The organism is Streptococcus panodentis (genome assembly GCF_017884005.1).
In the GTDB taxonomy this organism is placed as follows: Bacteria; Bacillota; Bacilli; order Lactobacillales; family Streptococcaceae; genus Streptococcus; species Streptococcus panodentis.
Genome location: NZ_QFAY01000041.1, coordinates 1 through 13,710, shown reverse-complemented (window position 1 = coordinate 13,710; position 13,710 = coordinate 1). Strand labels below are relative to the sequence as shown.

Here is a 13,710-nt window from a genome sequence, read left to right as displayed (position 1 = left end):
CTTTTCAGCCTGAGCTTAGAAACAAAAGAGTGAAGGGAACTAAATTTTTAAAAATTTAGTTCTGTCCCACCGCCTTTCTTCTCAGCAAAATAATTTCTGACCAGCGGTGCCACCTCGGTCCCAAAGAGTTCAATGGACCTGAGGACAGCTGCATGCGGCATAGAGCCCAGCGGCAGATGGAGCATGAAACGGTCCAAACCCAGTTCTTCAATCATTTTAATCAGCTTTTCAGCAGTTTTTTCCGGACTGCCGACAAACATAGCCCCATCCGGCCCCACCTGCTGCAGGTACTGTTCATAGGTCAGCTCCTGCCAGTGCGGACGGTCCTTGGAGATACGGTCGACCACCTGCTTGGTCGGGTGGAAGTAAGACCGGATTGCCTCCTCATTGTCCTCCATGACCCAGCCCCAAGAGTGGGCAGCGATTTTCAGCTTTTCCTCTGAGTGGCCACTTTCCTGCCCAATCCGGCGATAAGCATCCAGCAGGGGCTTGAAGTGCTTGGGACTGCCGCCGATAATAGCATAGGCAATCGGCAGACCGCGCTGGGCAATCTTGACTGTTGACTCCACATGGCCCCCCGTAGCCACCCAGACAGGAAAATCTTTCTGCACGGCCCGCGGATAAACCTCACGCCCATCAATCGTCTGGGTCAGCCGGCCCTTCCAGTCCAGCTTGCTTTCTGACTTGGCATAAAGGAGCAGGTCCAGCTTCTCCTCAAAGAGCTCCTCATAGTCTTTCAAATCATAGCCAAAGAGCGGGAAAGATTCGACAAAGGAGCCGCGGCCAGCCATGATCTCCGCCCTGCCATTGGACAGGGCATCAATGGTCGCATACTGCTGGTAAACCCGAATGGGATCTAGGCTGGACAGGACACTGACCGCACTGGTCAGGCGGATCTTCTCCGTCTGGACCGCACCGGCCGAAAGCACAATCTCCGGCGCCGACACCGCAAAGTCCTCCCGATGGTGCTCTCCGATGCCATACACATCCAGTCCCACCTTGTCTGCCAGCTTGATCTCATCCACCAGCTGGCGGATGCGCTCCGCATGCGAATAACTTTGACCGCTGCCCTCAAGCGGCGTTGTTTCTCCAAAAGTTGAGATGCCTAATTCAATCATGAGCTTACCTCCGTAAATCTTGCTTGTTTGTATATTAACACTAATTAGTGACAATGACAAAAAAAAGTGCTTGTTAGCACCATTTAACTTATCTTTTATTCCGTCGGTTGCCCGCCTTGCCACACCCCAGTACAGCTGATTCTTCCTAACGGAAGCTTTATCTGCCACCTCGCTGCCCTATCGTCCTATATTTTAAGCGATAGGCTGAAACTGTCCCTCGGACAGTTTCACTACTAAAAGCAAACTAAAAAACAACACTCTTTCTGCTCAATGAACAGCAGCAGACGAAGCAGGACAGGCAGCGCAGCAAAAAAAGCCAATGAATATCGGACTTTCATTGACTGTTCCTTGCTGGGGCGGCCGCCCAAGGCGGCTAGAGCAGCGCAGCAATTTCTTTGATGAGCTCCTGATCTGTCAGGCTGGTCACCTGAGCCACAGCCTCCTCAGCCGGCTGGCTGGCTAGGATTTGACCCAATTTGACACTTTCTTCATCACTGGTATCGCGGTAGGCAAAGGCATAGCTGACCGTTTTCAAGAGGTTGTCATAAGCCAGACCGCGTTCTTTGAGCTCGCGGATAGGCCGGATAAAACGCTCATCATAGCCCAGCTTGCGAATCGGAGTCCGGGCCACGCGGCTGACCTCATCCACGATAAAGGGATTTTCAAAACGCTGGATGATAATCTTGTGATAGTCCTCCAGCTCTTTTTCATCAAAGTTCCACTTGGCAATCAAGAGGCTGCGGATTTCAGCCAGAACGGCTTCAATCTGAGACTTGGTCTGTTCATTCTGCAGGGCTTCCAGAATGGTTTTAGCGCCGGCATGAGCCCCGATATAAGCTGAGGTTGCATGGCCGGAGTTGACGGAGAAGAGTTTGCGCTCAATGAAAGGCTCCAGATCTTCTTCGTAATGGACCTTGTCTAAGCGCAGCGCTGAATGTTTCAGGCGACTGGTTTCCACCACCCATTCATTAAAGGGCTCCACCACGACAAAGAGCGGATCTTCATGGCTTTGAGCCGGTACAATCCGGTCCACCGCAGCATTAGGGAAACCGATATACTTTTCGGTAAATTCCAATCCTTCCGGACTCAGGTATTTCTTGACTTCCTGATAGAGAAACTGAGAGCCGCCGATCATATTTTCACAGGCCAGAACATCCAGCGGCTGCGTGTTGCCGGCAGCCCGGCGGGCCTCGATCCCCTTGGCCAGAAGCTCAGCAATGAAGGGCAGGATATTGGGACCGATGGCAGTGGTCACAATAGCCGCCTTTTGAATGGCTGCAACGACCTGATCCGGATGCTCCTTGCTGTTGATACCGGCGACATCGGCTACCTCGATGCGGGGCTGGCCCTCCTGAGCTATTTCAATCTCGTATTTTCCCCGCTCATTCAGGGCATCAATCACCTTCTCATTGACATCAATAAAATCAATATGAAAGCCATTTTCAAATAAAATTTCGCCGATAAAACCGCGGCCGATATTGCCGGCCCCAAAGTGCACTGCATGTTTCATTGATTTTCTCCTTTGTTTGCTGCTTTGAACGGATACCTGAATACCATCGCCAGCTCACTCCACACTGTCCAGCAGGCGGATCACTTCTTCTTCTGACTGGGCATCCGCCAGCTTGATGACATTGTCCACATCCGCACAGAAGATCGAGATTTTCTGGATGATTTCCAAGTGTTCGTCACCAATACCGGCAATGCCAAAGAGAACGGTTGCTACCTGAGAGCTGTCCTCCGTCCCGAAATTAACGCCCTCAGGGACCTGCACCACGGTGATACCAGATTTCAGAACGTCTTTCTTGGCGGCATCGGTCCCATGGGGAATGGCAATGAAATTCCCCATATAGACCGACAGCTCCTGATTTCGCTCAACCATGGCATCAATATACTCCTCCCTGACAAAACCGCCGTCATAAAGAATCTTCCCGCAGTAGCGGATGGCTTCTTCCTTGTCAGAAAACTGCTCATTGAGTTTAATCAAATTTTTTTCAAGTTTCATCTTAATCCTCCAATTTTTTGATTTTTTCGTTAAAAATAGCATTTAACAGCTGATAGATAATAGCCTGATTTCCTGTTTTGTAAATTTCTGTATAGAGATGGTTTTCAATCATGGACTGGCTGATGGCCGTCATCAGGTCCCGCATCTCCTCGCTGACATCTTTGGGCGTCAGCATGAGCAGGCACCTTGTCACGCTCTCCTGCTCGCCCTTCATGGATACAGCCGCAATAGGTCTCTGCAGCTCGTAAATGGTAAAGCTGCTGACTGTGACCTTGCTGGACTGAGTATGCAGCAGAGCCAGACCGGTGTTGGGAATGGCCATGGGATTGGCCTGGAAATGCGAGAGCAGTTTCTGCGTCAGATAGCTTTGATCCAGCACATTTTCCTGCAGGCGGACCATTTGCGCCGCCGTTTTCTCAAAGCTGTCACCATTGTCCAGAGCAGACAGGCTGAACTGGCTGAGCAGATGACTGCTGGCAATCAGATATTCCTGCAGGTCGTAAGTCTTTTCTCTGCCGACTTCATCGCGGGCCACAACCGTGCGGTTATCCCGAACCTGCTGCAGTTTTTCCTGCAGCTCCAGCAGTTCTTTGACAGAAGGGAAGCTGGAGATAATATCCACCTCCTGCCTAGCCAGCGGTTTGGTTGAGAGGATGTAGTCATACTGGTCCGTCTCTATTTGCGGACAGTCCGCCGGAGACTGAACGTCAATCCATTCGACAAAAGGAGCCACGCTCTTAATCTTGGTTACCAGCAGATCCCGGGTCACCCGCCGCTCATCGGTCAGCAACAGAATCCGGATAGGATAGATTTCCGGGCTGCGGCCCAGACTGGAAATAAAGTGCAGGGTAATGAGCCCGTATTCGTAATCATGCTGCAGATATTTTGGAAAAATATCCTTGACCAGCAGGCTGACCACCGCATGGAGAAACTTATTTCTCTCCACTAAAAGCTGAATGGAATCCGGCAGAGCCTCATCCGGAAAGAGAATGGGAATCCCCAGACTGAGACGAATATGATGAAAGAGAAACTTAAAGAGAACCTTATCCCTAAAGAAATCAATCTTGGTATACATAGAGACCGTATCAATCAGATTGGAAACATTATAGAAGAATTCTCCGTCAAATTTCTCTGTAAAGAGCGGATTGTCCTGCCGCTTGATAATCAGCTCATCCAGAATGCTGGCATAGTAGATAATCTCTTGGATACTGTAAAATTTGGCTGTCTGCTTTGAGTAATCCTGAAAAATATTTTGCGAAATCTCCAAGGCCTGCTTGCTGATATTGGGCAGCATGTCCACATGCTGCTCCCCCCCTATGAGGGAAAGCAGGATGGCAAAAAACATCTTCATCTTGGCATCCAAATCAGGAAAATCCGTCAGAAAGGCCGTGCAGATTTGGCTGGCCAGCTGGGTCCTTTCAGGGTCCAATATTTCATAACCGCCAATATTTCCCGCTGAAAAGTCAGCCACTGAAATGGCATTGGTCAATAAAACAGCCAGCAGCCTCCTCTGACGAAGAGGATCTCCTGATATTTTATAGCCCTTCTGCCGCTCTATCTTCAAATCAAAATCCAAGAGACGCTTCTCAATATCTGCAATATCCTGAATGATGGTGACATTGCTGACTTTTAAACTTTCCTGCAGCGATTCGTTGGTGGTGGCCCCCTCGGTCGTCAGGAGGAGATAGGTAATGTAGATCAGCCTCTCCTGCTGACTGTAAGCGGTCTGCACCTCCAAGTCCGTCGGCAGACCGGCAATATCGCCGGCCAGAAAATAATACCTGCCCAGCTTGTGAATCTGAATCTCCTGCCGCTCTAAGCTGGCTGTCAGATCAGACAGGGTACGGTAGATGGTTCTGGAAGAAACCTGCAAGATTTCTTTCATATCTTGCATTGAAAGCTTCCCTACATTCAGGAAAGCTTTCAGCAGTTGTTCTTCTCTCTTCGTCAATAACATTCGTTGGTCACACGACCTCCTGTTTTTATTTGTGCATTCTTGCTACCATCTTATCATATTCTGGCGTCGTTACCAAGCTATCAACAATTAAGAACTGTGAATCGGGTGCAGCCTGCTGCACATCTGCCTGCAGACCGATGGTCGTGACAATCATGATATTCTTGGCACTGTAGTCAGCCAGATCTGCAATAGCTGCGGTCGAAACCGGGATGCGGACATCGTGATTCTTAAAGATAGCCCGGATGGTTTCGCAGCCCATAGTAGCAGAGCCCTGCGCTTTTCCGTAAGCCACAACGACTGCATCGATATGATTGAGATCAATTTCCTGTACCGTTTGGACCACGGGTTCCTGCTGATTTCCCTCAGCTGCCGGAGCAGTGCCGGCCAGCGAAGCAACAATCTCATCATAGCGAGGAGAAGCCAGGAAATTGTCCACCGATACATGGATAGCGCTCGGAGTCTTGCCCTTAGCCCGCGGAGTCAGCTCTTCCTGCGTCACAATCAGGGTCTTAGGGGTATCCGTTAGATTGGAAATGGCTTGATTGGATACCGGAATAGCCAGACCGGCTTTTTTCACCTTGTCGCGGAGAATGCTGGCTCCCATAGCAGAGCTGCCCATTCCGGCATCACAGGCAAAGATGATTTTTTCTACAGAGTCAGCTGAAATAGCGCTGTCTGCGGCTACCGCAAGCGGAGCAGTCTGGCCTTTGGCCTGGGCCTTAGCCGCCTGAGTTGCTGCCTGAGCTGCTTCTAAAGCGTCCTCTTCTGCTGACTTATCTGCTTTCAGAATCACAGCTGCTACCAAGAAGGAAACCGCTGCGGCCACCAGAACACCCAAGAGGACATTCAGGTGCGGCCAGAGGCCTTTAGGAGCCATGGCCATAATGGCAATAATAGAGCCCGGAGAAGCCGGAGATTTCAGACCGGCATCCAGCATTTGGAAAGTAAAGGTTCCTGAAACACCGCCGGCCATAACTGCCAAGAAAAGGGCCGGTTTCATCATTACATAAGGGAAGTAGATTTCATGGATTCCACCGAAGAAGTGGATAATCATAGCCCCCCATGAAGAGGATTTGGCTGAGCCTTTGCCAAAGAGAGCAAAAGCCAGCAGGATCCCCAGACCGGGACCAGGGTTGGCCTCCAGAAGGAAGAGAACGGATTTTCCGGCCTGAGCAACCTGCTCTGCTCCCAGCGGAGTGAAAATACCGTGATTGAGGGCATTATTGAGGAACAGGATCTTAGCCGGCTCAATGATGATATTTGCCAACGGCAGGAGACGGGCATTGACAATGGCTTCTACACCGCTGCCGACAGCCCCTGTCAGGACAGACACAACAGGACCTACTGCATAAAAGGCCAGTAGCAGCAAGGCAAAGCCAATCAGGCCGGCTGAGAAGTTATTGACCAGCATTTCAAATCCCGGACGGATTTTTTCCTGAAACTTCTCATCAAACTTCTTGATCGTCCAGCCGCCTAAAGGCCCCATAATCATAGCGCCGATAAACATAGGGACGCTGGATCCGGTGATAGCACCGACCGTAGCGATGGCACCGACTACCGCGCCGCGCTGACCATGGACAACATAGCCACCCGTGTAGCCAATCAGGGTCGGCAGGAGATAGGTCAGCATCGGACTGACGATGCCGGCCAGCTGTTCATTGGGCAGATAACCGTCTGCAATAAAGAGAGCAGTCAGTACGCCCCAAGCGATAAAGGCACCGATATTAGGCATAACCATATTGGAAAGAGAGGTACCTAGCTTCTGCACTCTCACTTTCAATGATGTTTTTTCTTGCATTGAGAAAATCCTCCTTTTCTTAAGACCAGTATATCTCAAAATGAAAGCGCTTGAAACTCAAACCTTGTCACACTTTTCGTGACAGAATGGCAGACTCCCTCCTTCTTTGTTTCAAATACCGTCATTTTATACAGTATCTTCCAAAAGATAGCTCCCTCTGCGGGTGAGGGCGCAGCCATCACGGGAGTCTGTCCCACCGCCATCAGCCCTATCCCAGTACAGCTGGCACTTCCTAGCGGAAGCTTTATCCGCAACCTCAAAGCAGTGCTTTGGACAGCTCGCTGCCCTATCGCTTAAAGTACAGGACGATAAAAAAAGAGGCTGGGACAACAGTACCCAGCTTCCTATAATTTAGTCGTTTGATTTTCAAGACACAGTGGTTGGGAGAGCTTCTCTTGCCTTTGGTCAGCCAGCGTCTCCCCTGCACAGTTCATCAGACACTTTCGTGAAAGATCTCGCCTCAGCTTCTGCACCGAACTTTTCTAAAAGCCTATATCATGAATACAGACGCTGCGCTTATTCTACCGTTACAGCCTTGGCCAGATTGCGCGGCTTGTCTACATCCAGTCCGCGGTGAAGGGAAGCATAGTAGGCAATCAGCTGGGTCGGAATGACCATAGAAATGCTGGACAGGAATGGATGGACCCTGTTGACAATGATGTCGTCACCTTCTTTTTCCACCCCTTCTTCTACCACTGTCAGAACCTTGGCACCGCGGGCCACTACCTCTGACACATTGCCGCGGGTATGGGAGGCCACAGCGGGATTGTTAGAAATCAAAGCCAGCACCGGTGTACCGTCTTCAATGAGTGAGATGGTCCCGTGCTTCAATTCTCCAGCCGCAAAACCTTCACACTGAATATAGGAAATTTCTTTCAGTTTGAGACTGGCTTCCATGACGACATAATAGTCCTGGCCGCGTCCGATGTAAAAGGCGTTGCGGGTCGTTTCCAGAAGGCCGCGCACCTTTTCTTCAATCAGTTCCTTTTCAGAGAGAGTGGACTCGATAGACTGAGCCACAATAGACAGCTCATGCACCAGGTCGAAGTTTTGAGCCTTTTCATTGCCATCAGCTTCACCGACTGCCTTGGCCAGAAAAGCAAGAGTCGCTACCTGACCAGTATAGGCCTTGGTGGAAGCTACGGCAATCTCCGGACCGGCATGCAGCAGCATGGTGTAGGTCGCCTCGCGGGACAGCGTAGATCCTGGAACATTGGTAATGGTCAGGCTTGGGATGCCCATCTGATTGGCCTTGACCAGAACCTGCCGGCTGTCAGCTGTCTCTCCAGACTGGCTGAGCAGGATAAACATCGGTTTCTTGCTCAGCAGCGGCATGGCATAGCCCCACTCCGAAGCAATCCCCAGCTCCACCGGCGTATTGGTCAGCTCTTCTAGCATGCTCTTGGAAGCATAACCGGCATTGTAGGAAGTTCCCGCTGCAATGATATAAAGGCGGTCGGCTTCCTGAACGGCTTTGACGATAGCCGGATCAACGGCCATTTGCTTATTTTCATCTGAGTAGGTGCTGATCAGTTTGCGCATCACAGTCGGCTGCTCGTCAATTTCCTTGAGCATGTAGTAAGGATAGGTGCCCTTGCCGATGTCAGACAGATCCAGCTCCGCAGTGTAGCTTTCGCGTTCCAGCGGGCGGCCCTCATAGTCCTGAACCTCAACACTGTCTTTTTTGACAAGCACCAGCTCCTTATCATGGATTTCCATGTATTCGCTGGTTTCACGAATCATGGCCATGGCATCGGAGCAGACCATATTGTAGCCCTGCCCCAGCCCGATGAGGAGCGGTGATTTGTTTTTAGCGACATAAATGGTGTCAGGATTTTCAGCATCCAAAAGGGCAAAAGCATACGATCCTTCAATGATGTGAAGCGCTTTTCTGAAAGCCTCCAGAACAGTCAAACCGTCTTCTTCGACGAATTTGCCAATCAGATGAACCGTAATCTCCGTATCCGTCTGCCCTTTGAAATCATGACCCGCAAGGTAGTTATTTTTGATATCCAGATAGTTTTCAATCACTCCGTTGTGGACCAGCACGAAACGGCCTGTTTGAGAAGTATGGGGATGAGCATTGTCCTCGCTTGGTTTTCCGTGGGTCGCCCAGCGGGTATGTCCGATACCGGTTGAGCCGGCAACATCGATGCCGATTTTGGCCCTCAGGTCGGCGATACGGCCGACAGACTTGACCAGACTGGCATTTTTTCCTGTTGTTACAAAAATTCCAGCTGAGTCATAGCCACGGTATTCTAGCTTTTCCAAGCCCTGCATTAAAATATCTGTTGCGTTGCGGCTGCCCACAACTCCGACAATTCCACACATAGTATTCCTTCCAGCTTCCCTAACTCTGAGGGAGCCAGTTCCTCCTTCGAAATTGGTATAGTCAAATTTATCTTTCTAAATTCCAACAAAACCAGTATACACATTGATTTTTTATTTGTCAACTGGTAAATTGGTATAGTTTTGTTTAAGCTTTTTATGATTAGGATCAAGAAGCTGGATTCGAAGGATTGAAACTGCCCTGGTCCAGCAAGTCTGCCGTGTCAGAAAACAAAAGCCTCCCAGACTGGTCGGACTCTTGGAAAATCTCTTCAAACCACATCAGCGCCGACTTGCTCCAACAGTCCTTCCGGACTGTTGGAGATTAGCGAAGCTTTATCTGCCGCCTCAAAATTTCTGCTAGATTTTTTGACACTTCCTTGTGAAAGCTCCATCCCTCTGTGGGTGAGGGCGCAGTCATCACGGGAGTCTGTCTCAGCCTCTGAGCAGCCCGCTGCCATCCTGTCTGCTCCTGCCTAGTTTGCTGACGCTTTTCCCTAAGCATCAAAACCGTTCTGTTGGCTGACCGTTTTGAACCAATGGCCTGATTTTTTGATTTTGCGCTCCTGTGTCTGCAGATTCAGCTCAATCAGCCCATAGCGGTTTTTATAGCCATTGAGCCAAGACCAGCAGTCAATAAAGGTCCACATGAGATAGCCTTTGCAGTTGGCCCCATCTTGGATTGCTCGGTGCAGCTCCCTCAGATGCCCTTTAACAAAGTCTATCCGGTAGTCATCCTGAATGACTCCGTCCTGACGGAATCTTTCCTCTCCCTCTACTCCCATGCCGTTTTCTGTCAGAATCCATTCAATATTGCCGTAATGCTGCTTGATCATTTCAGCAATATCATAGATCCCCTGCTCATAAATTTCCCAGCCCCGATGAGGATTGATCTTCCGGCCGGGCATGGCATAGGGCTCGTAAAATCTATCCGGCATCAGCGGAGCTTCCGGATGCGGCAGGTACCTAGGAGCAGCCACCCGCAGCGGCTGATAATAATTAACCCCTAAAAAGTCCACCCTGTGCTCCTTTATCGTCTGCAGCTCTGCCGCAGCCACTGCCGGCAGCAGCTCCTGCTCCTTCAGAAGCTGGATGAGTTCCGGCGGATAACCCCCCAGCACAGAAGGATCCAGAAAGGATTTGGCCTGAAAGAGCTCTGCTATACGCGCTGCTTTCAGGTCAGCCGGATGCTGGCTGCGGGGATAGGCCGGGGTCAGGTTGAGGACGATGCCAATCTTGGCTGCCGGATTCACCTCATGACAGGCCTTGACCGCAAGAGAACTGGCCAGCTGAGTATGGTAGGCCACTCGGACTGCTGCTTGCGCATCCACCTTGTGGGGATAGTGACCGTCATAAAAATAGCCGAACTCGACCGGTACGATGGGCTCATTAAAAGTAATCCACCTGTCCACCAAGTCTCCGTAAGTTTCAAAACAAAAACGAGCATAAGCTTCATAGGCTTCAACAGTTGCCCTATTTTCCCAGCCGTCTCCTTTTTCCTGCAAAGCAAAGGGCAAATCAAAGTGGTAGAGATTCACCAGCAGCTGAATGCCCTTGGACTTGATGCGCTCAAAGACTCTGCGATAAAAATCAACACCTGACTGATTGACCTCACCCTCTCCCAGCGGGAAAATACGGGACCACTGGATGGAAGTCCGAAACATGCTGTGGCCTGTTGCAGACAAGAGCTCTATATCGCTTTCCCAATTTTCATAGAAACCGGAAGTCTGCTCAGGACCGATGCCTTCATGAAAACGATTGGGCTCCTGACTGAACCAGTAATCCCACAGATTGTCTCCCTTGCCATCCCCCTGAACGCGGCCTTCTGTCTGCGGGCCCGAAGTGGAGCTCCCCCAAGCAAAACCATCCGGAAACTGAATCATCCTTTTCTACCTCACACTGTCATTTTTTATTTATTATACACCAGACAGGGCTTTGAAAACAGTGACAATTTATTCTAAATCTTCTGCTATTTAAAGCGCTGTTCCGCCAGCGAGCTCCTCCACCATTTCCTCCACACAGGCTATAAAGCGCTTGGCTGCAGGGGAAGGATCGGCCGAGCGGGGCAGGGCCAGACCCAGAGAGACAAATCGCTGAGGAGCCAGCGGGACCTGAGCAACCCGGCCCGACCATTTTCTGGCAATCATGCGCTGATTAAAACTGACGCCGAGGCCTGCTTCCACCATATTATAGGTCGTAAAACCGTCCTTGGTGCTAAAGCGGGTCTGCAGCTTCAGCCCCTCCTGCTCAATCAGCCGGTCCTGATCAGTATCCTGGCCGGGCAGAGTATGGATAAAGGACTCCCTTTCCAAATCCTTAATCGCAAAAGAAGCAGCCGCAGCCTTGGGATGCTGGCTGGGCAGCCAGGCTACCAGCGGATCCTGATAGAGCTCTATCCAGTCACAGTCTACCCCTCTGCCTGGCTTGGCACAGAAGCAAAGATCCACCGATTTTTCAGTCAGCCATTTGGCAATCTCCTTGTTGCCGCCCTCCAGCATGGTCACCTTGACCTGCGGAAAGTCCTGAGCAAACTGCTGCAAGATCTCCGGCATCCACATAGAGGATACACTGAAATAGCAGCCCAGGGTTAGTGAGCCCCTGACCAGCCCGCGAATCGCTGCCCCCAGTTCCTCTGCATGCTGATGAGCCTGAACCAGCTCCCGCAGCAGGGGCAACATCAGCCGGCCGTCTTCTGTCAGGGTCACCCCTTTTTTCTGCCGGATAAAGAGCGGAAAACCCAGCTCCTCCTCCAGACTGGAAATCATACGGGTAATGCCGGACTGACTGTAAGACAGACTGTCGGCCGCTGCCGTAAAAGAACCTTGCTCTGCAGCCTTTAAAAAGGCCTGACATTTTACTGCATCCATCATTTCTCCTTCATCAGACATCAGGGCGTTCAAAAAACAAAGAAAGCACCAAAAGACCGCTGCATTTACAAGCAGGCAGACTGCAACGGCTGCGGAAAATAGGAAAGCAGCTGCTTCAAGGAAATTTCTCTTTTTATCGTCAAAGAAAATCAAAGAGGCAAGGGGCACAAAAGCCTGGCTTTAAGGCAGCAGATAGAAATCTGATACGGTATCTTCCAAAAGATACATACTCCTGTGGGTGAGAGCGCAGCCGTCATGGGAGTCTGTCCCACCGCCAACTTTGATTTTCAAAGAGAATGAAGATTTTTAGCCCGGATTGAGTCTGGTATGATGATTTGTCATGAAAGACATGACAATATACCGTTTGTGTAATAGATAAAATTAGTGTACACTAAATTTATCAAGAAAGCAAGAACGAGGTAACATCATGACCCACACACTCTCTTTTGCATCCGACTACTTAGAGGCTGCTCATCCGCGCATTATGGAAAAATTGGCAGAAACCAATATGATGCAGACCAGCGGCTACGGCAGCGATGAGTTCTCCGCCTCTGCCAAAAGACGAATCCGGGAAGCCTGCCAGTGTCCGCAAGCGGAGGTTCGGTTTTTGGTCGGGGGCACCCAGACCAATCAGGTCGTCATCGCAGCGCTGCTCCGCTCCTACCAAGGCGTCATCGCCGCCCAAAGCGGCCATATCAGCGTCCATGAAGCCGGGGCCATTGAGTTTGGCGGCCATAAGGTCCTGGAAATCCCCAGCGAGGACGGCAAACTGACTGCCCAGCAGATTGAACAGACGCTGGCAGACTACTGGAACGACGGCAACCACGAACACATGGTCATGCCGGGCATGGTCTACCTTTCCCAGCCGACCGAACTGGGCACTCTCTATTCGAAAGCCGAGCTGCAGGCCATCTCCCAAGTCTGCCGCAGCTACAGCATCCCTCTCTATGTGGACGGGGCCCGACTGGCCTATGCTCTGGCTGCTCCCGCAAATGATGTCAGTCTGGCTGACCTGGCTCAGCTCTGCACAGCTTTTTATATCGGAGGCACCAAGTGCGGAGCCATGTTTGGCGAAGCCGTTGTCCTGCCTAATCCTGATCTCATTCCCCATTTTACCAGTATTATCAAGCAGCATGGAGCCCTGCTGGCCAAGGGCCGGATTTTGGGGATTCAGTTTGACCAGCTCTTTCAGGACAATCTCTACCAAGAGATCGCCTGTGATGCCATCCGCTTGGCTGACCGCATCCGTTCCTGCCTAAAAGCAAATGGCTACCGCCTGCACTTTGACGCCCCGACCAATCAGATTTTCTGCATTGTCAGTGAGGAAGAAAGAGCCCGACTGGCCCAAAAAGTGGCTTTCAGCTTCTGGGAAAAATACGATGATAGCCACACTATTATCCGCTTGGCAACCAGCTGGGCGACCCGAGAGGAAGATGCAGAGCAGCTCTGCCAGATTTTGGCAGAAAGATGATGATGAAAAAACAGGACGATGCTGTCTGAAACCTGCAGCATTGTCCTGTTTTTATACGTATTCTGTTTGTTCCATGCTCTTTCTAGTTTATGCTCTTCGAAAATTTCTTCAAATTATGTCAGCGTCGCCCTGCCCTGCTTTTGACACTTCCCTGCGGTCTTTCATCTAC

Annotated in this window: 9 protein-coding genes; 1 reads left to right on the top strand and 8 read right to left on the bottom strand. The window is 50.7% G+C overall.

The window, feature by feature from the left end; all coding sequences use genetic code 11:
• Positions 1–47 precede the first annotated feature (47 nt).
• The 8 genes from DHL47_RS12785 to DHL47_RS12750 all read right to left on the bottom strand — a co-directional run bounded on the left by DHL47_RS12785 (position 48) and on the right by DHL47_RS12750 (position 12,070).
• A complete protein-coding gene (locus tag DHL47_RS12785) occupies positions 48–1,118 on the bottom strand; it encodes an LLM class flavin-dependent oxidoreductase (RefSeq protein ID WP_209552137.1) in 1,071 nt (356 codons plus the stop codon).
• A 373-nt stretch (positions 1,119–1,491) separates the two neighbouring features.
• Positions 1,492–2,628: a mannitol-1-phosphate 5-dehydrogenase gene (locus DHL47_RS12780; RefSeq protein WP_209552136.1), complete on the bottom strand. Its 1,137-nt coding sequence runs from the start codon at positions 2,626–2,628 to the stop codon at positions 1,492–1,494.
• A 54-nt stretch (positions 2,629–2,682) separates the two neighbouring features.
• The gene (locus tag DHL47_RS12775; protein ID WP_128836692.1) at positions 2,683–3,120 is read right to left on the bottom strand and encodes a PTS mannitol transporter subunit IIA; all 438 of its coding nucleotides are present in this window, start codon (positions 3,118–3,120) and stop codon (positions 2,683–2,685) included.
• A gap of 1 nt (position 3,121) precedes the next feature.
• The gene (locus tag DHL47_RS12770; protein WP_209552135.1) at positions 3,122–5,077 is read right to left on the bottom strand and encodes a BglG family transcription antiterminator; all 1,956 of its coding nucleotides are present in this window, start codon (positions 5,075–5,077) and stop codon (positions 3,122–3,124) included.
• Positions 5,078–5,102: 25 nt separating this feature from the next.
• The gene (locus DHL47_RS12765; protein WP_209552134.1) at positions 5,103–6,875 is read right to left on the bottom strand and encodes a PTS mannitol transporter subunit IIBC; all 1,773 of its coding nucleotides are present in this window, start codon (positions 6,873–6,875) and stop codon (positions 5,103–5,105) included.
• A 516-nt stretch (positions 6,876–7,391) separates the two neighbouring features.
• Positions 7,392–9,206 (bottom strand): glutamine--fructose-6-phosphate transaminase (isomerizing), encoded by a 1,815-nt coding sequence (gene glmS / locus DHL47_RS12760; RefSeq protein ID WP_128836695.1) that lies wholly within the window; start codon positions 9,204–9,206, stop codon positions 7,392–7,394.
• Positions 9,207–9,700: 494 nt separating this feature from the next.
• Positions 9,701–11,086 (bottom strand): glycoside hydrolase family 1 protein, encoded by a 1,386-nt coding sequence (locus tag DHL47_RS12755; protein ID WP_209552133.1) that lies wholly within the window; start codon positions 11,084–11,086, stop codon positions 9,701–9,703.
• Between the two features lie 90 nt (positions 11,087–11,176).
• The gene (locus DHL47_RS12750) at positions 11,177–12,070 is read right to left on the bottom strand and encodes a LysR family transcriptional regulator (protein WP_128836844.1); all 894 of its coding nucleotides are present in this window, start codon (positions 12,068–12,070) and stop codon (positions 11,177–11,179) included.
• Positions 12,071–12,497: 427 nt separating this feature from the next.
• Between DHL47_RS12750 and DHL47_RS12745 the strand changes: the two genes are divergently transcribed.
• The gene (locus DHL47_RS12745; RefSeq protein WP_209552132.1) at positions 12,498–13,541 is read left to right on the top strand and encodes a threonine aldolase family protein; all 1,044 of its coding nucleotides are present in this window, start codon (positions 12,498–12,500) and stop codon (positions 13,539–13,541) included.
• Positions 13,542–13,710: the final 169 nt, after the last annotated feature.